This is a genomic window from Xylanibacter sp. (genome assembly GCF_057607445.1).
On record NZ_DBLZAX010000007.1, the window covers coordinates 121,763 to 141,184 of the forward strand.

Consider the following 19,422-nt stretch of genomic DNA (forward strand, 5'->3'; position numbering starts at 1 on the left):
TACTAACTAAAGATTTTCATGCCATGATGCCATTCCGTATAAATCTTCATAAGCTGTCTGTCGCCGTGCTGATATGCCTGGCAACAGTCTGCGTACTGCATGCCCGAAACATCGACGCAACCGATGCCCCTGACGAGGCTATGCTGATAATGAAGGCGTCCGACGCCGTAAGCTCGCTCGACAGGAGCCAAGCCTCAACAGAGCGCATAAGAGCGGCTGCAAGGCTCGTTCCTGTGCTGAATGACTATGCAGACATGCTGGCGTCCAACCGTCTTGACCCGAAAGGCAGCATGAAGATGGCAGCGCTGAAGGCCTGCGCCGACGCTGCCGAGAGATATTCGGAAGAATGTCCCGAGGCGCTGGCGCGCACGCTCTACAACCTTGCCAACCTGCAGGGCTCATACTACGACAGTGCCTGTATCCCCACGATAGAGCGGGCGATAAGTCTAGTAGAAGGCATAGCCACGGCCGAAGAGGCACAACTGCTTTACAAGATAGCGCGCCAGCACCTGCTCTACAGCTATGTTGAAGGCGAAAGCCCGATGCGCATAAGGGAGATATTCGGACTGGAGAAAGACTTTCTGAGATTCTACAAGAGTCATCCTGAAACGGTCAACAAGGCGGAGATGATGCACATGCTGGCCATAATGAAGGAGCGCACCGAGTTTGACAACGACTTCAAGCAGGCAACCGACAGCGTGCTGTTTGCCGACAAGGATATCGACACCACACATTACGACATCATCCCATTTACCGGGATTATAACCAACTCGCCTTATTATTACAGAGAGAGCCTCGCCATATTGAGGCGGCTGCTGGGCAACGACAGTCCCGACACGATGGTGCCGTGGATAAACTGCCTGATGGCAGGGGCCATGCCGGGCGACGGGGCTGCGCTCGTGGCGGCTGCCGACAGCGTGGTGGCCATAACCGAAAGCAAGATGCCGCAGGGGCATCCGATGATAACAGACATGAAGGCCATACGCGACTATATTGCGGCAACCAACGGATATCCGCTGCGATTCGACTGGAAATATGCCGGCGAGCTTGAGCCTTACGCCGGATACTACGGCGCAGGCTCAAGGGCGTATCTGTCGCTGCCCGTAATCTACGGACTCAACCTGGGCATGGCTGCGGGCGCATCGTCAGTGGCAGACGTAATGAAGATGGAGCAGATATATGACGCCACGGCGCGCACCACCTACGCCGACGACCCGGGACAATATATCATGGACAAGATGTGCTTCATGCAGGCATACGAGAAGAGCGACGTGACGACGTTGGCATCGAGGCTGCAGGAACTTACGGCCATGGCACTCGACCGCAGACTAAAGCCTTCATGGCGGCTGTTTGCGGCGGCACGGCGACTGGCGCAGGCATGCAACAGGAACGGACGGACGCAGGACGCACTGGCCATAACACGCCGACTGGCCGGCGACCTCGACATGCTTACCGGCGGAAAGGCGCTGCCCATAACGGCTGACATACAGCTCGAGACGGCGGGATATGCGCAGTATTACTCTCAGTCGGCCGACACGATAAGGCGCGAATACGACAAGACGCTGAAACTCTATGCAGAGGTAGGCATTCCGCCCACGATGCCGCTGCTCAACTACGGACTATATCTCAACAGCATAGGCGACTATGACGGAGCCATACGGCAGTTTGAAGCCCTGCTGAAGCTCGACGCGCTGCGCGACCTGCCTTACGACCGGGCATACACGCGCCTGCTGCTCGGCCAGTCCATGCTCAACGCCCATATTACCGACACGGCACGGCTTGCCGACGTTTTCGGCGAGGCTGAAAAGTTGTATATGGCTGACACCGTCGACCTGAACAGCGAAACGGTAAGGGGCTACATGCTTCTGGCTCACTACTATAACTATCTCAACCGTCACGACCTGACAGAGAAGGCGCTGCGCAAGGGCTGGGAACTGGCCTCGCAGCTGTGCGAACCTCTTGACGCAACGCTGTTCGACTTCAACAACGAGCTGTTCAGCCTCTATTTCTTTCAGGGCAACGACCACGAGGCCGAACTTTTCAACGAGCAGAACATAGCTGCCATCGAGGCTGCCGGACTGCAGGAGTCGGCCCTCTATCTTGAAGCTCTGTGGAACAGGTTTATCATCATCAACTGGCGCACGCCCAACGACCTGCTGCAGTATCTGCCTGCCGTGATGGAGCAGATACCCATAATAGCGTCTGTGTATGAACGCACCGGACAGTCGCCCGACATACTTTACAACTACGCACTGCGCATACTTACCGTGGCGCTCGACGCCGCGGCCGAAGGCAAGACTCAAATGGACAGCAGCGCGGAAGAATATGGCAAGACTGCAGAAAAGGCTGCCGAATACCGCAAGGGCAAGGAGTTTTTCTACAGGATGATGAGCATGTTTAAAGAACAGGCCTTGCCGCTGATGCACAAAATAGAGAAAGACTTTCCCGAATATGTCAAGCCTTACGACTATCGCGCCACTCCCACATGGCTGAGCATAGTCAGCAGTCTTATGAAGTGGTATGGCAAGGTGGAAGCCGACAAGCAGCTTGAGCTGCACTACCTTAACCTCATGGCAGAGGCATACACCGCAAGCGGTACACCCTGGCAGGCAGACAATGCCATGGCCGAATATTACATCAGGGAGAGCAACTGGCAGAAGGCATACGAACATACGCAGCGGTGCTGTCAGCACATCGACAGGTTCAGCACGTTCGAGAAGCTTCAGATTGGCGACAGGATGGCCTTCCTTGCCAACACGCTGCACCACGACGACGAGGCCGTTGAGACTGCCGTGGCACAGGCAGGGCGCATACGCTCGTATGTGCTTGCCAACTTCGACTTCATGTCGTCTAACGAGCGCGCCGAGTTTCTTAACTCATACGGCAACACGGGCATACGCCTCAACGACATGCTGTCGCGCCGCCCCGCAGAGCTTGCTGCCGACGTATACAACGCAGCCCTGTTTGACAAGGGTCTGCTGCTGCACTCGTGGGAGAGGCTGCGCCGCTCCATCCTGCGCTCTGGCGACAAGGCGCTTGCTGCCAAGCTCGACACGCTCGACATGCTGAACAAGCAGAAGAGGGCCATGAGCATGGACATGACCGACTCGGCATCATCGTGGGCACACGCCAAGATGCAGCGCAGCATAGACAGACTGGAGAAATGGCTGTCAAGACAGACCGTGAAGTTTCGTGCCGACACCATGCGCGTGGTGTCGTGGCAGGATGTCAGAAGCAGTCTGAAAGATAAGGAGGCGGCAGTGGAGTTTGTGCTGGGCGACAGCTCGCTCATGGCGCTCGTGGTGCGCCCAGGCTGTGAACGGCCGCGGTATGTAAGGCTGTGTAACGCCGCCGAATGCTACGAGACACTGAGCAGGGTTGACAACTTCCCTGCCGAGACGCGGGCCCGACGGCTCTACACCTACGGGCGCTCAAAGCTCTACGACCTGATATGGGCACCGCTCGCCGGCGAGCTTGAGGGCATAAAGACGGTGTATTATTCGCCCACGGCATTCCTCAACCGCGTGGCATTCGCCGCACTGCCTGTGTCGGCAGACAGCTGTCTGGCTGACTGCTACGACCTTCATCAGCTGTCAACCACGGCCCTGCTCGCAGCACGCGGCAGAACAGGCAAGATAAGCTCGGCAGCGCTCTTCGGCGGAATAAACTACGGCAACATGCCCGAAAGCATGACACAAAATGCCGACGGCTCACGCGCAGCCTTGTCGGTGGCCTTTGCCGACCTGACCGAAACACGGGCAGAGACCGACACCATTGCCGAAAACATGACTGCCGGAGGCATAGCCATAGACAAATATATGGGCGACAACGCCACCGAGGCCAACTTCTACGCGCTCGACGGCAACAGCCCGGGCATAATACACCTGGCCACGCACGGCTTCTACATCAGCGAGAAAAACGTTGAAAGCAACGCCTTCCTGAAGAATCACCCCGGCGGACGCTATCACTCAATGCAGCGCAGCGGACTGGCCTTTGCCGGAGCCAACGCCACATGGATGGGCGAAAAGAAGCCCGACGGCAACGACGGCATCATGACGGCCAACGAGCTGTCTATGCTCGACCTTAGCCGCACTGACCTCGTGGTGCTCTCGGCATGCGAGACGGCACTCGGCGACTACAGCCTTGAGGGCGTCTACGGACTGCAGCGCGGATTTAAGGAGGCAGGCGTAAGGTCGATGATTCTGTCGCTATGGAACGTCAACGACCGCGCCACGTCGCTCTTCATGCAAGACTTCTATCGCCTGTGGCTCGGCGGCCGCTCCAAGCACGAGGCTTTCAGCCAGGCCGTTGCCAACCTGCGCGCCACCCACCCCAGCCCGTTCTTCTGGGCTGCATTCGTACTGCTCGACGCCGAGTAGGCAGCGTTGCAAAGAAGCAACTTATATGCTGTCAGACAATAATATTAAAGGTGAACAACGGCCGTAAACTTTTACGGCCAAACACAACGAACCTGACAAACCGGCAGGCTTCATGCCGTGCCCGCAAGGATTAGGAGTTGAAAATAAATGCATTTCTTGTATACAAAGAAAATTTTTAGTAATTTTACAACATATATCGGTAATTACATAAAACGCCTTTATAAGCCACGCCCAAGAAGCCTGCCCTGTCCGGGGGCGCTCTGCCGGTTTTAGTTGTAACAACAATACCATTATTCTGTTGTCTGACACAACAAGACAAAAAGAGAACAGACATAAAAAGCGAGGACATGCATTCAGGCATCTCCTCAGCCTTAACAGGAAACAGGCATAACACGGATATGTGGACAGAGTTAATCAGAACCTACAAATGACTATATAAAGACAGACAATGAATACGAAAAACATCAAGCCGCTTAAAAGCATTTTCATTTTTATCATGCTTATGGCAATAATGCCGTTTGCAGAAGCAGCGCCACAGGGCAGCAACAATTCATTAAGGAATTACAGCTCCTATTCAAAACTGTCAAGCTCCGTCCTCCTCAAAAAGGCCGAAAAATACCTCGTAAACGGGGTAAACACCGACAGTGCCATGCTCTGCCTGACTATTGTCACGCACAGATATAACAAGAACATGACCGACGAGGACAAGATAAAGGTTATAAGCGCCTACAACGGATTATGGTATATCCGCTTCTTTACGTATTTCGACTATGCCAAATCTTATGATGCGCTGATCACCGCACAGCACATAGCCAATGAGATTAATCACAGCGAGACCCAAATACAGCTAAACTTAGGCTGCTTCTATCAGACCCTGGCGGAAGAAGGCAAAGACGAAAAGCTGATGAGGAAGGCTCTTGACGCTTACCGCATTGCCTTCAGAGAAGGTCTGCGCCAGAAAGACTCCAATGGAATAATCAACAGCTTCGGCAATATGGTCACCGTATGTGCGCGCTTCACTGCACGGACAGCCTTGCCGGAGAATGGAAACAGTTTGCGGCAACTGAATCTCTACATCCTGCAAATCTTTTTAAATACACATCTCTCCTTTATAAAGGCGTCATTGCAAAGGAACACAACGACTACGACAGGGCCTTGCAATACTTCAAGGAGCAATATCCACATACAAGCGAAGAAAGAGACTATATCCGCAACCGAATACTAATGTTTGTAAACATCGGCGGAACGCTTGCCTGTCAGAAAAAATACGAAGAGGCTGCCGAATACACCATGAAGGCACTTGACCTGAGCTACAAATTTGACCTTAAAGACAGCAAGCTGCAATGCTACGAGCTGCTTGCAGGATACTACAGCAAGGCAGGACTAGCCGAAAGGTCAAATACTTACCATAACAAGTTCTATCAGCTGAAGGACACGCTGCTCAACTATCAGCAGCTGGCAAGCGTAAAGGACATACAGTTTCTAAGCCAGATCAACAAGCTCGACGAGCAGATCACGAGGGCCGACATGATGAACACCATAAAGAACTACATAATAGGTCTATGCGCCGTTGTCGTGGTGATAATACTGGTGCTTCTGGTGGAGCTTTACCGGCGCAATAAGGCCCTGCGGATAAACAACGAGATGCTGTTCAACAAAAACCAGGAGATACTTGAACAGGAACAGCGCGAAAGGCAGGAACGGCTCGACAGGGCCGGAATAGGAGCCGATGCGCCTTCGAGAAAATATCAGGGCAATCCCATCAATGAGTCGAAGAGCTATGCGCTCATGTCGGAAATAAGAACCGTGCTTGACACAAGCTCTGAAGTGTTTTCTTATGAATTTAACCTGAACAGGCTTGCACAGATGGTGAACGAGCAGCCCAAAAACGTGTCGCAGGTGATAAATCAGCTTACGGGCAACAACTTCAACACGTTTATAAACGAATATAGAATAAAGGAAGCCTGCAAGCGCATAAGCGACAGAGACAACTACGGAAACATGACCTTGGAAGCTATAGCCAACAGCGTGGGCTTTAAGTCGGTTAACAGCTTCAGAACTGCCTTCAAGAAGGTTACGGGCCTGTTCCCGTCAAAATATCAGCAGCTGGCCGACAAGAAGAACAGGGCAGCCGAGCAGGCATAGGCCTGCGGACATAAAGCAGGCTTACAGACAGAGATGTTTTATTGAAAGTCAGCTACAGGATTTCTTACGCAGCTGACTGTATTATGCAGAAAAACGAACAGACAAAAACTGCAGCCGAAGCAGACGATCAGCTTGCAATACAATAACGTTATTCTGCCGTTTTTCACCTAAAAACGGGAAAATAACGCATAATTTAAGCGCAAAATCGTGATTTTGCGCTTTTTCAGCACTTTTTTCTTCATTCTTAAATCTTATTCCAAATTAAATTTGCGCAGACGATTGGCCATTGTCTCTGGAATTTTATTTCCATCTGAATTAATTAAAAAAAACGCAAGTGTATGAAACATTTTAAGAAAATCAAATTGCTTTTCGTGGCGATAGCCCTGTTCTCGTACAGCCATATCTGCCATGCAGGCGACACGGGGGACGAGTCTGTCGTACTGTGGTACACAAACGGTGAAAAAACTTGTTATCTGCTGTCAAGCAAACCGGTTATCACTTACAATGAAGAAAACCTGATACTTACCGCCACCGACGTGAACATAGAAGTGGCACGGGCCGACATAGACAGGATAACCATAGACAAGCAGGCTACAGACATAAAGCAGACCCTGTCTGAAGAGCAGCAAGGCCGCATAACCGTCAATGCTGACGGAGCGCAGCTATCAGGTTTCGGGAAAGGGATGAAAGTGTACCTCTATCAGGTAAACGGAGTTCTTATCAGCCAATACACAATCCCGGAGTCAGGCTCGCTTGACATTTCGCTAAACGGAATGGAGAGGGGCATTTATATCATAAAAGCAGGACGTTCAACAATTAAAATAGCAAGAAAATGAAAAAATCTATCATACTATTAATCGGAATAATCGTTAGTATTACCGCTTCAGCACAAAACGTGATGCGCGTGGAACTTAATGACGGCACAGTAGCAAAATATCCAACAGCCGACGTAAAGCAGATAACATTTGAGGAAGATATGCCTGTCGGCACTCCTGTTGACCTCGGACTGCCGAGCGGCACCCTATGGGCCGACTTCAACGTGGGCGCCAGCAAGCCTTCGGAGCCGGGCAACTATTACGGATGGGGAGAGACAGAGACTCACACCCTGTATTCATGGGAGAACTACACTCTGTACGATTACGACAACGAGGTCTGGATTAAATGGGAAGGCGACTCCTTAGACTTCGGCAATACGGACATTGACGTTGCTCACGTAAAATGGGGCGGACAGTGGCGCACACCTTCATGCGCACAGTATAAGGAGCTTGCCGAATACTGCACATGGACACTGACCGAAGAAGACGGCATGAGGGGCTATAAAGTGACAGGAAAGAACGGCAACAGCATATTCATACCGTTCAACGGCGTCATAACAGACCACATTCAGTCGGTAGGCGTAATAGGCAACTATTGGTCTTCATCAAGATACAAAGATCCCGAATACTTAGGCTATGCACTGTTCATCGCCCCGGGCGAGGACATGGAAGACTCTTTAGACCCCGACGCCTGTGCATACAGATACTATGGATACGGCATACGCCCGGTTATAGGCAACTATATGGAGACAAAGAAGTTTGAAGCCGTAGACATGGCCCTGCCAAGCGGAACCAAGTGGGCAAACATGAACATAGGAGCCACATCGCCCGAAAAGGCCGGCAACATCTATGCATGGGCTGAAGTTGAAGTGAAAAACACATACAGCAAGGAGAACTATTCTTTCTACGATGCTGCTACACAGACTTTTGAGCCTGTTGGCGAACAGCGCGAGTCGATTTACTATAACGTTGCAGAAGAAATGAACGACACCGTCAACGTGTACGACATACAAGGCTCAGGCTATGACATGGCAGCGCACGAGCTGGGCGAAAACTGGACCACACCTACCCTTGAGCAGTATGGAGAGCTGATGCAATATTGCACATGGACATGGACCACACAGAACGGCGTAAACGGATATCTCGTTACGGCGTCTAACAACAACAGCATATTCCTGCCTGCTGCCGGAATATACATCAACGAGGACATTTCCGGCAACGGCATCAGCTTCTATTACTGGACTGCAAACATGCCAAGCAGCACAAGCGACCAGGCCTACCAGTTTGTGGGATACCGCGACTATGCCACAAGCCTTATGCCAGGCAACCGCTTCAGCGGATGTCCCGTAAGAGCGGTCTGCAAGTGATTGCCCACTCATGAAGCCTGCCGGGCATGCCCATACCGACACATGACATAAAATACAGCATCATTGCCTATACGGCATAGCAGCGTGATACGCGGAAACGTGCCAACGCATAATATGGCTTTACTGCAAGGCCATAAATGCCGGCCGAGCCGGCAAGACCATGATTCTACGACAACCGCAGAATTATGACAGACCTGCATGGCAAGGCCGCATGCGATGAATATCACTTCTGCCATAATGGACTTATTTGGCATCTTATCCGGGTTTCATCAATATGACTTACCCCACAAACTGCATGTCTGGCAGGCATTGTCACCACAGAAAACTCTTTACAAAATTTATGTATAGAGTTTTCTGTGAAATAGAAATCCGATATATAACGTATGTTAAACAGACGGGCTGCATGAGGCCATCTGTTTAACATACGTTTGCTTTTACGCTGCTTTTTCATGCCCGAAATGCCTGTTTCGGAGATTAAAACCGCAGGTTTTGCACTGCAAACAGTGCCACTTTTCATTGCTAAACCTATCGTTTAAGCATGCTAAGTGGCCGAGTAATGTTTTTTAACACACACGTCTTCACTCTTAAACCGGCATAAATGCCTATATATCAGCACGTTGACAGAAAGGCCCGTTTTCTGCGTTTTTCGGGCAAAAAGCAAGACCGGCGCAGAAAAGCGGCATTCTGAGAGCGTCAAAATAAAAAAGTTTTCTGTTGCAGGCAGTCTGCCGCTACTTCCGGAGCGGCATTGCATGATGACAGCAAAAACTGCAATAATGCTAAAAAAAAATAATAAATATACAGCATAGCTTGCCGTATGATTTATTTTTCCTATATTTGCAATATATAGGATGCGGCTCAGCAATACAAAATCAGGAACAAAGTTTTTGTTTTTGCAATGCATTCGCCTTTCACTATATCCGAGAAATGAAAAACAGAACTATTAAAAATAAAAAAGTAGGAATTATGTTGAATAAGAAGGTTGAAGAGGCGCTCAATGCGCAGATTAATGCCGAGATGTGGTCGGCATATTTGTATTTGTCTATGGCTGCCTATTGCCACGCAGAAGGCCAGCCGGGTATGGCAAAATGGTTTGAGGTGCAGTTTCAGGAAGAACAAGACCACGCCAAGATTCTGTTTAACTACATCAACTCTCGCAACGGACGCGTGGAGCTGAAGGCCATCGACGAGGTTCCGACAAAATGGGACTCTATTCTCGATGTGTTCAAGAGCACGCTGAAGCACGAGCAGAAGGTTACGGGCATGATCAACGACCTGTATGCGCTGACACACGAGCAGAACGACTTTGCTACGCAGAGCATGCTGAAGTGGTTTATCGACGAGCAGGTTGAGGAGGAAGAAACAGCTCAGACCATTATAGACAACATAAAGATGATTAAAGATAACGGATACGGCATATACATGCTCGACAAGGAGCTCGGAGCAAGAACTTACACACAGGCCGCACCGTTGAATGGTTCTCTCTAATTAAATTTAGAGCAGGTATCTTAATAAAAACAATCAGGGGAAGCCGGAGAATAAACTTGTTCTCCGGCTTTTTCTTGCCGGTTTGCCAAGACTTGCATCGCCATATAACCACCACTCGCAGACACTGAGCTGACACACAGCCACAGCAAAGCCAGCTTGCAAGGACAAGACAAGCCATATTTACCCTCAAGGCAAACCTAAGCTCCCCCACGGGGGGAGTTGAGGGGGCTTCTCCTCAACCTGTATTTCATCGTCCTTACGGCGCCCGCCGTCATGTTCATGGCACGCTGGATATCGCTGTCGGACAGGCCGGCGAGGGGCAGCATAAGGAAAAACGTGTTGTATGGCGTCAGCCGCCTGTGGCTCTTCTCTATGGCGGCTATGTCGTCGGGCATCAGCGTTCGGCCGTATTCAACGGCTGCCTCAAAGTCGGCTTTCTTCCATTCGGCCGTGTTTCCTCCGCCGATAATCTCCTCATATCGCCTTTGTCCCAGTCCTATTATTGCCGCTCTCTGCTCCCTGAGCGTGTCGAGCTTGCGGCTCAGGCTGCCAATCTTTCTCTCATTCTCGTCTTTCGACAGGCTCAGCTCGTCTATCTCCTTTCTGTATCTGTCGGTTAGCCGCTCAATCTCGCCGAGCCGTTTTTTGCTTCGGTTTATCTTTCTTCGGTGAACCACCAGCAGCAGCGCGAGTGCCGCCACTGCCACCGTTGCCGCCACAGCCGCCGTCTTCAGCTTCATGTCGGCCTGCCGCGCGGCCTCTGCCTTGTCTATTTCGTTTTGCAGGCTCAGCATCTTTTCCGTGTTTTTGCTTTGCTCAATGCTGTCTTTCATCGCCTTCGACTTTTCTATCAGTTCGGCAGCCTCGCGATATTCTCCCTGTTCTTTTTTAACGTCTGCCATCCACGACATAACTTCTGCCCTCACTATAGGGCTGCCTTTGCTCATTGCCCTGTTCCACAGTTCAAACGCTTCGCTCTCTTTTCCTTGTTCAATATATATGTTGCCGAGAATAAAGTAAGCGTATGACGTGGGCTTTATTGATAAAGACATTTTGGCGTATTTCTCTGCTTTGCTCAATTTCCCCTGGTTAGAGAATTCGGCACTGATGTCTGTAAGAACATCAACTTTTTCTTCCTCTCTTAAATATTTAACAAGAGGTATTGATTTTTCTGTATAATATGCACCACTGTCAAGCATATTAAGTGAAGTGCAAATATTTCCAATTTTATCCAAAATCAGGCAAGTCAAAGCCCAGTCTTTGCGCTTTTCGGCAAGTGCCAGTGCTTTCTTTTCATAATGTAGAGCCGTGTTTTGATTGCCAATAGAAGTATTTATTGCGCCAAGATTGGCATAAATCCTGCTTAATAATTTTGCATCATTTACTTTTAACGCAAGATGTTCGGCTTCTTTCAGACAAGTTAAGGCAACATTTATATTATTATTCCTAAAAGAAATCATACCTTTATAATATAAGGCTCTTGCCAGATTATATTTGTTGGCCGTTTTTCTGTAATATGCTACGCTATAGGTTATGCCGGAGTCTGATTCAACAGGAATCCTGAGCCTGTATGTTGCCATGTCGTGCAACAGACCATAGTATGCCCGTTCTTCATCTGTTTTCAAATCGCTTTTGTTGATTGTCAAAAGTTGTCTTATTGCTGCGCTGTCCCTATTTTTGTCGATAAGGCTGTCTGCGTTTACAAGACAATCATATACATTGCCGTGTCTTTGGCATGCAGCGATTGTTACGATAAGAAATATTATAGTCAAAATGTGTTTCATGTTGTGGCTTTTCAGATGCTCAAAGTTATTGATTAATTCTGTTATGTGCAAGTTTTTATGCGTTTTTGCTCGTCGACAACGCCGTAAAGCGTCACATTTTTGTGTTTCAATTTGTTGCATTTCTATATGTACGGCATTGATAATCAGAGATTTAAATACTAAATCAAAATGTGACGCGCTCAGAAAAAATATGGATTAAAGTTTGGCAGTATGGCTTTGCGTTTTATAACTTTACAAAAGCGACGGAGGCAGAATGAGTCGAAGAAAAAGAATTTGTCAAAGTTATTTTTGAGATTTATCGGCTGCGCCGGCGGATAGGATGTTGAATTGTTGCAGGTTAAATTTTTAATAATAAAAAAAACATTGGTTATGAGAAGAATAATATTTATCATCGGCATGACGTTGGGAATGTGCTTTTGCTTGTGTGCAAGGGGGCAAGTAAAGAAAGACATCTGGTCGGAAGTGTCGACACACTTGTCGATGTACGGCAGTTCAAACAAGCACATGGAGGTTTCTTACACGCTGGGCTGCATCGTCGTTATGTAGCGGATTAGAATAATTATGCACGAAAATGGCGCGAATATTAGGAAACATGGAAATAATTTTGTAGATTTGCCTTTTGAAAAACTTGTAGACTTCAGGAACTCTGATTCTGTGGACATAAAAATGTTGCTTGACTAAATCATATACTTATGAAAAGATTTTTGCTGACGTTATTTGTAGTCTGTATCTTATCCGTGTACGCTGTTTCCCATGCATACGGACAGGCAAGACAGGTGAAGTATGATGATTATTGCATCGTTCTTATAACTTCTGCCCAATGCGGCTATTGCATTGTGAATACAGGCTGGTTTAATTCCCTTGCAGACAAGTATTCTGACGATATACAGATGGTGGCATTAAGCGAGTCGAAGCAAAAGACCATAGACAAGCTGAAGACACAATTTCCTGACAGAGATGTTACGCTGAAAGGATGGGAACTGATACCGAACGCAAGACATCTTATATCAAAATTGGTAGAACAGGAAACATATCCGCAGATAATCCTTCTGGAAAAAGGCAAGGTGAAGAAACGCTTCATAGGCACTATCCAGTCGGTAAAAGACGCTGTTGAGGAGGCTATCCCTTTGTTTGTTTCAGAGAAAAAGAATTCAGTGCAGCCTTATGGCGCGTAAAGGCCGGAGACTTAACGGCACCATGAAAATTAATGATTGACGCAACCGCAGGCGGAGATGTTCCTGCCCAAAGTTATGTATTAACACCTTAAACAGATATAATTATGAATAAAATCAGATTTGCTCAGTTGTACGAATGGTTTACGCTTTTAATATTCGGCTTATTCTTGATATTCGATCTCACGTACCGGGGCAACACTATGTTTAATACAATCGCCTATGTCTTGTTCGCAGCAATAGGACTTATCGGACTGCTTACGTTGAAAAAGCGGAAACCAGACTGGCGCATATTCGACATTGTGTTCAATGTGCTGTTGCTGCTGTACAGTGCAGTGATGCTTTATTCAATATACATCGAATAAGGCAGACGAAGGGAGCATGCAAATGCAAAAGACTTAACGGCACAATAGAATTTAAAGGTAGACACAACCGCAGGCGGATGTGTTTTACCTAAAATCGTTATTAACACATTAAACAGAAATGTTATGAATAAAAAGACACTTGCCAGGCTTTACGAATGGTTTTCGTCTATAGTATTGATATTCTTCTTAGTTGTAAGATTTGCGTTCCATGACAACGACACGCTTTATACAATCGTCTATATCTTGGTTGTTGCGGAAGGAGTTATAGGTCTGCTTACGTTTAAAAAGCGGAAGCCCGACTGGCGCATATTAGACATTACGTTCAATGTGATTTTGCTGCTGTTAGGCGGATTGGCGCTTGGGGCTACGTACATCGAATAAGGCAGACAAAGAGATTTACAGAAATGAAATATGGAAACATAATATGAGCAATTTAAGTTTAATCGCAGGTCTTGGCGTCGCCGTGGTGCTGTCTGTGGCGGCGTTTGTGGCAAGACGGCGCAAGAAGGTTAGCCACGACAGCATGGACTTATGCCTGGAACTGGTGTTCTTTTTTGCCGCATACAAGCTGTTAAAGGTTGCGGCCGTAACGCTGGGCATGCCTTCGTCATATTTCTATTTGGCGGCATTTGCGGTTTCTGCCGTAGCCCTTGTATACAGAATGTTGAGAAAATCAGCCGGGCGGCTTTACAACGGACTGTTGCTGCTTGCGTGCATGGGGTCGGCTATAGGCATTATAGATGCCGTGGGCTTGGCCTCAGGCCGCTGGTTTATGGTGTCGGCGAGCGCAGTAGTGGCGCTTGGCTCGCTCGCGTTTATCATGACAAGTATGCACAAGAAGAAAGACTTTGGCAACGACACGGCCGACATGGTGTCGGGAGTTGCGTTTATGGCCTCTGCCGTAAAGTTCTGGCAGCTTACGCTTAATGTGTCATGGCTGTGGGCTGTGCTGCTTGCCGTAGCCGTGCTCGTGGCCTCGCTTGCCGTATATCTTGTCGCGCTGATGCGCGGCGGCAGATGACGCAGCGTGCATTTATCAGGTATAACGCATTAATAATGCGCCGGCATGAATAACAATGCCGGCATAGATAAGCAGGTATGGCGGCGCGAACGGGCAGCGTAGGCCGTGGCAAAAGGTCTGCATCATGTGTTTACGTTCAGATTAGATGATTAAAAAAGAAAAAGGAGATTATATATGATACCATTACATATGTGCTGCGCTGCCGGCAGGACAAAAGACGCACTGGGCAGTTACTCGATATTTTTATTTCCGATAGCTATAGGGCTGATTGTTGGATTTGACTCGTCAGCGTTTTACTTCTTTCTTATTCTGGCAGTGATTACAGTAGCGCTGAATATGGTTAATAAAGTAAAAAATGAGGAAGACAAAGACGCAGAAGAGCCAAATGCGTATGTCAAGGTGTTCAGATGCTTTTCGTTTTTGGTAATCCTGCTCTTTGTTATGGCTGAGACAATGTACCGGGACAACGCCACGCTTGGGGCAATGGTCTATGCCTTGTTTGCAGCAAGGGGCCTTATGGGGCTGCTTACACTGACTAAGAGAAAGCCCGACAGGCGAATGTCAGACATTGTGTTCAATGTGCTGTGGCTGCTGTTCGGTGCCCTGATGCTTTATTTCACATACGCCGGATAGCACCTACAGGCCACATCAGCACATCTACGCCAAGAGCCATGCACAGAATAATAGAAGCTGCATTGGCTGCAGCGTCAGTATTTCAGGTTCATCTTTCTGAACATAACAAAATCTTCGTCGCCACGCAAAATCTTCTTTATAGCCACAGGCAAGTTATGATCGTTGAGATAATGGCGCTCGCCCGGCTTATAACTGCTGCTTGCCACAGACAGGCTGTCGGCACGCAGGGGCGTTGATATGCCTGCAAGCGAGAGCATGGTGTGGAACACCGACGCGCTCGTGGCCACACTCTTGCGGCTGTTAGAGCCGACAGCTGAAGCCTCGGCGGCATACATCTGCCTGTAAGACGGCGACATCCATATCAGCAGAGGCACGTGCAGCTCATAGTATGAAGGTATGGGCGAAGCATGAAGAAACAGCCTGCGGCCGTCGTCGAAGATGTTTTCGCCGTGGTCTGAGGTGTAGAGCATGGCCGACACGGCACCGCTGCGGTCGAGCTGACGTATGAGCAACGACAAGAAACGGTCGGTGCTCCTGATGCTGTTGTCATAGGCGTTGAGCAGCTGCCTGCGGTTAGACACCTTGGCCTCGCTGGCGTTGTCGGGCCTGAACACGGCCTCTGACCGCCTGTAACGCTCGCGGTAGTTGAAGTGAGAGCCATACGTGTGCAGCACAATCAGCTCCTTTGCACGTTTCTTATCCAGTATGTCATTCACCATATGCAGCATATCTTCGTCATACATATCGCTGCGTTCAGTTTCTTCTTTTATAAACTTCCAGTCGTCGGCCTCCTTGCCGAAGATGTCAATAAACGAGTGGTTAGGCCGTTGGTTTGATATGAATGTCGTGTGGAAGCCTGCCTCGCGGAACGCCGTGATGATGCCTTTCTCGCGGTATATGCGGCCATAGTCTTCAGCCGAGGCTGCCGACATGAGCATCGGGACGCTCTTGTGTGTGGTGTTCGACTGTGTTATGGCATCGCTGAACACCGTGAGTCCGCCGGTGCGCTGAAGCATGGGCGTGGTGTTGCGGCCATAGCCGTAAAGCCCGAAGCTGTAGGCACGCGCCGTCTCTCCGATAACCAGCACATAGACCTCGCGCCCTGAGGCGGCATGGGTGGGCACGGCATTAAACCTGAAGCCGGCCGATGTCTGTGAATAATCTGCCGTGGCCTTGTAGCGGTCGGCGGCAAGATATATGTTGTAGAACACGTTGAGGGGATACAGATGCAGCCGTGCGCTGTAGTCGCGGCCGGCAAGATAGCTGCCCGCCATGCATGCCGCCCCTGCAACGAGAGCCGCAAGCGAACGGCGCCGCTGGCGCAGCAGGAAACTGCGGCTGAGCACATCGCCGCGGCGCAGCGACACAACGGCCAGCACTATCACGGGCACATAAATAACCACGACGATTACTATGGCCGGCAGAAGATTGTCGAGCAGTTCCATTGCCTCGCCCACATTGGTGGTAACAAGATTGAGGAACATGTCGACGGCTATAATAGAATGGCCGAAAAGATAAAGCAGCACTATCTGGAAGGCGGCCAGAAACATCAGCGGAAAAAGCAGCAGAGCCGTCTTGCCGGGCTTACGGCCCAGCGCCATGAGCAGCCATACGGCCGCCACGGGCAGCACGATGTTGGTGACGGAGGCCATGATGCCCATGCGCTCGGTGAAGCACAGAGCCACGTTGGGTATTGCCAGCACGGCAACAGTAAGCCAGAATATGCCGTGCGGCGAGGCGCAGCATCTTATTATGTCTGTTGATTTGATCATTTCCTTTTATTGTATGTTTGTTGATTATGTCGTTGCAGGCGCCCCGACAGAACTTTGTCACGGCGCGGCAGCACACAGCCTCACGGCGGCAGCTGACGTAGAACGTAAGCGGCGGGCGCTATGATGCGACTGACAGGGGACTATGATGTCCGCTGACGGCGCATGACAAGGCACAGCCGCAGAGAAGACGAGGTCAGAAGGCCTCGTTGATATGGAAGAGGAAGCCCGACTGTCCGCTCTTGCCGAAGCCGTAGTCGAGGCGTATGTTCACGTCTTTCTTGAACTCCCAGCGGTAGCCTATGCCGAAGTTGGGCAGCACGCGGTCGGCGCGTATGGCGCTGAACTTGCTAAACACCGTGCCCGCTCCGGCCCATACCACCATGCCGTTGCGCCCCCACAGATGCTGACGCAGCTCTACCTGAGCCTCTATCTTGTGCTTGTCGCGATAGCGTCCCTCATAATATCCGCGCATGGAATAAGAGCTGCCCAGCAGCGCCATCATGCCCCACGAGGGATTGCCGAAGTTGAGCGTACTGGTGATGTCGCCCGCGATGATGCCTCCCTTCCACACCCGTCCGTATGCGCTGGCATGAAGATCGGTGGTGCTGAAGGCATAGTCGTTGCCGAGAAATGCCGGCCGGAAATATTGCGACAGGTTGACATAGAAGCCCTTGTGAGGGTTGGTTATGACGTCGCGCGAATCGTAAACGAGCGAGACGCCCGCGCCAACGTTCCATGTGCGCCTGTCCATGCCGTTGAGCAGTTCGGGGCGCTCTACGTTGTTGGCATAGGCAAAGTCGTAGACCAGCACCGGACCTGCATACAGATTGTCGGCAAAGCGCCACAGCAGACTTATGTCGGCATTGACCTGGCAGCGGTTCATCTCCGACTTGTTGGCGTCGTTGTTGCCCATCTCGTAGCCGATGCCCCAGAAGTCGCTCTTGAACGAGTCGAACGACACGTCGTAGACCATGCGGCAGCGGTCGTGCGGAAATATATGGTTGCCCCTCACACCAATCTTATAATAGTTTGCCGTGGTGATGTCGCCGTAAAGGGCCACGTTAGAGCGCGTAAGGAGCGAGTCGGTCATGTCGGTGCGATACAGTCCGGTGGCAACAAGTCCCAGTCCGAGCTTGGTGTCGGTGCTGTAGTGCGGTCCGCCTATTATGCTGAAGTCGAACTTCTTGTAAGGTTTCTCCTTGTTCGAGTCGGCAAAATAGTCGATGACGCGGTTTATCAGTCCCTTTTTCTTCTTTTTCTCCGTAGTGTCGGCAGGACATGTTCCGGCCTGTTCACACGTGTCGGACATTATGGTTCCGGCCTTGTCTCCGGCATCCTGCGCCCCCGCGGCTGCGGTTCCGAGCGCCATGATGGTTGTAAGCAGCAGAGTCTTCATCAGCTGTTGTCTTTATCAGTAAACAAGTTCAACATTGTCTATCCACAGAGTGTTTCCGGGCGATCCGATGTATGCACCGCCGTGGCTCGACGAGAATTGCAGCATCAGATGCGTAGGCGCAGTGCCCTTGGCAGCCCATCCCGTCTCAACCACGGGCACGCTCTTGCCCTTGCTGTTGCGTGCATAGTCGGTCTTGCGCAGCCCCATGGTCCTTGCGTCATAGTTAGGATTGTTCCTTATGTCGCCGTAAAGTATCTGATATGTGGCGTTGTTCACCCATCCGTTGGTGCTTGTCCCGTATTTCACTACGAGCGTGCCCACTCTTTCTGCCGTGATGTTCCCTTTGCTGTCCTCATGCCTCTTCTGCAGATACAGCACGGTTATGGCGTAGTCCTTGCCTGCCACGGTAGAACTCTTGCTGAATCCGGTCTGCTTTATTCTGTTGGCCGTGCCGGCCACCTTCACCCTATAGTCGTAGCGCAGCGCCTTGGGCCTGCCCGTAAAGTGTATACCGTTGTTCATGGCCTTTGGTCCGTCCTTGGTTCCGGTTATCGGCTCCTTCATGTCTCCCAGGAAGATAGAGCCTGCCGCCAGCACCTTGATGTTCATAAGGCCCATCACCTTGACGCTCTCGATGTGAGTGGTCAGCTTGGCGCAATATCCGCTGCCGTGCTTGTCGCGGTAGACCGAGTTGTTGGTCTTTACCACCCCCATGACCTTTGCCATCACGTTAGACGTGCCCCAAGGCGAACCTCCGCCGTTGACGTAAGGCTTGTTGCCGCTTATGGTGCGGCTTGGTCCTATCTCATACAGCGTCTTTGTCTGTCCCCCGATGATTGCAGATTCCTCTATCTTACGTATGGTCCAATTGTCCATATTGCCATAGCGAATGGGGACAACCTTCTCTGTGGCAGACGCCGGCAGGGTCAGCAGGATGACTAATGCCAGCATGAGGTTATTACATTTATGTTTCATAATGGTGGCAAATATATGAAAACTTTATTGTCTAAAAAAGTTTTTGAAGTGTTTTTGACTGTTAGAAGCTCCAAATGTGTGTATTATTTTGCAGTGGAAAACATTATTTA

At 50.1% G+C, this 19,422-nt stretch carries 16 protein-coding genes; 12 read left to right on the forward strand and 4 right to left on the reverse strand.

What is annotated here, in order from left to right:
• Positions 1-23: 23 nt before the first annotated feature.
• The 6 genes from ACZMIG_RS07265 to ACZMIG_RS07290 all read left to right on the forward strand — a co-directional run bounded on the left by ACZMIG_RS07265 (position 24) and on the right by ACZMIG_RS07290 (position 10,194).
• The gene (locus tag ACZMIG_RS07265; RefSeq protein ID WP_487889381.1) at positions 24-4,379 is read left to right on the forward strand and encodes a CHAT domain-containing protein; all 4,356 of its coding nucleotides are present in this window, start codon (positions 24-26) and stop codon (positions 4,377-4,379) included.
• A gap of 448 nt (positions 4,380-4,827) precedes the next feature.
• Positions 4,828-5,604, forward strand: coding sequence for a hypothetical protein (locus ACZMIG_RS07270; protein ID WP_487889382.1), 777 nt, complete (start codon positions 4,828-4,830; stop codon positions 5,602-5,604).
• Positions 5,604-6,524 (forward strand): helix-turn-helix domain-containing protein, encoded by a 921-nt coding sequence (locus ACZMIG_RS07275; protein WP_487889383.1) that lies wholly within the window; start codon positions 5,604-5,606, stop codon positions 6,522-6,524. The genes ACZMIG_RS07270 and ACZMIG_RS07275 overlap by 1 nt, the downstream gene beginning before the upstream one ends.
• A 338-nt stretch (positions 6,525-6,862) precedes the next feature.
• Positions 6,863-7,360, forward strand: coding sequence for a hypothetical protein (locus ACZMIG_RS07280; RefSeq protein WP_021853674.1), 498 nt, complete (start codon positions 6,863-6,865; stop codon positions 7,358-7,360).
• The gene (locus ACZMIG_RS07285) at positions 7,357-8,706 is read left to right on the forward strand and encodes a hypothetical protein (RefSeq protein ID WP_487889384.1); all 1,350 of its coding nucleotides are present in this window, start codon (positions 7,357-7,359) and stop codon (positions 8,704-8,706) included. The genes ACZMIG_RS07280 and ACZMIG_RS07285 overlap by 4 nt, the downstream gene beginning before the upstream one ends.
• A gap of 966 nt (positions 8,707-9,672) precedes the next feature.
• On the forward strand, positions 9,673-10,194 hold the full coding sequence (locus ACZMIG_RS07290; protein ID WP_021853677.1) for a ferritin: 522 nt from the start codon (positions 9,673-9,675) through the stop codon (positions 10,192-10,194).
• A gap of 197 nt (positions 10,195-10,391) precedes the next feature.
• Here the strand turns inward: ACZMIG_RS07290 and ACZMIG_RS07295 are convergent, their stop codons facing one another.
• Positions 10,392-11,978, reverse strand: coding sequence for a tetratricopeptide repeat protein (locus ACZMIG_RS07295; protein WP_487889385.1), 1,587 nt, complete (start codon positions 11,976-11,978; stop codon positions 10,392-10,394).
• A gap of 369 nt (positions 11,979-12,347) precedes the next feature.
• On the opposite strand from ACZMIG_RS07295, the gene ACZMIG_RS07300 reads away from it, so the two are divergent.
• The 6 genes from ACZMIG_RS07300 to ACZMIG_RS07325 all read left to right on the forward strand — a co-directional run bounded on the left by ACZMIG_RS07300 (position 12,348) and on the right by ACZMIG_RS07325 (position 15,169).
• Positions 12,348-12,524 carry a hypothetical protein gene (locus tag ACZMIG_RS07300; protein WP_487889386.1) on the forward strand — a complete coding sequence of 59 codons (177 nt, stop codon included), beginning with the start codon at positions 12,348-12,350 and terminating at the stop codon, positions 12,522-12,524.
• Between the two features lie 146 nt (positions 12,525-12,670).
• The gene (locus ACZMIG_RS07305) at positions 12,671-13,153 is read left to right on the forward strand and encodes a hypothetical protein (RefSeq protein WP_418874098.1); all 483 of its coding nucleotides are present in this window, start codon (positions 12,671-12,673) and stop codon (positions 13,151-13,153) included.
• 104 nt (positions 13,154-13,257) lie between these two features.
• Entirely contained in the window at positions 13,258-13,515 is a 258-nt protein-coding gene (locus ACZMIG_RS07310) for a hypothetical protein (protein ID WP_482682876.1), read from the forward strand.
• Positions 13,516-13,638: 123 nt separating this feature from the next.
• On the forward strand, positions 13,639-13,896 hold the full coding sequence (locus ACZMIG_RS07315; protein ID WP_021853682.1) for a hypothetical protein: 258 nt from the start codon (positions 13,639-13,641) through the stop codon (positions 13,894-13,896).
• Between the two features lie 43 nt (positions 13,897-13,939).
• Positions 13,940-14,536 (forward strand): hypothetical protein, encoded by a 597-nt coding sequence (locus ACZMIG_RS07320; RefSeq protein WP_053398937.1) that lies wholly within the window; start codon positions 13,940-13,942, stop codon positions 14,534-14,536.
• A 174-nt stretch (positions 14,537-14,710) separates the two neighbouring features.
• Positions 14,711-15,169: a hypothetical protein gene (locus ACZMIG_RS07325; RefSeq protein ID WP_487889387.1), complete on the forward strand. Its 459-nt coding sequence runs from the start codon at positions 14,711-14,713 to the stop codon at positions 15,167-15,169.
• A gap of 74 nt (positions 15,170-15,243) precedes the next feature.
• Here the strand turns inward: ACZMIG_RS07325 and ACZMIG_RS07330 are convergent, their stop codons facing one another.
• The 3 genes from ACZMIG_RS07330 to ACZMIG_RS07340 form a co-directional block, all read right to left on the reverse strand.
• A complete protein-coding gene (locus tag ACZMIG_RS07330) occupies positions 15,244-16,941 on the reverse strand; it encodes a phosphoethanolamine transferase family protein (RefSeq protein WP_487889388.1) in 1,698 nt (565 codons plus the stop codon).
• Positions 16,942-17,134: 193 nt separating this feature from the next.
• The gene (locus ACZMIG_RS07335) at positions 17,135-18,250 is read right to left on the reverse strand and encodes a BamA/TamA family outer membrane protein (protein WP_443733731.1); all 1,116 of its coding nucleotides are present in this window, start codon (positions 18,248-18,250) and stop codon (positions 17,135-17,137) included.
• Between the two features lie 102 nt (positions 18,251-18,352).
• A complete protein-coding gene (locus ACZMIG_RS07340; RefSeq protein ID WP_125105217.1) occupies positions 18,353-19,312 on the reverse strand; it encodes a PCMD domain-containing protein in 960 nt (319 codons plus the stop codon).
• Positions 19,313-19,422 lie beyond the last annotated feature (110 nt).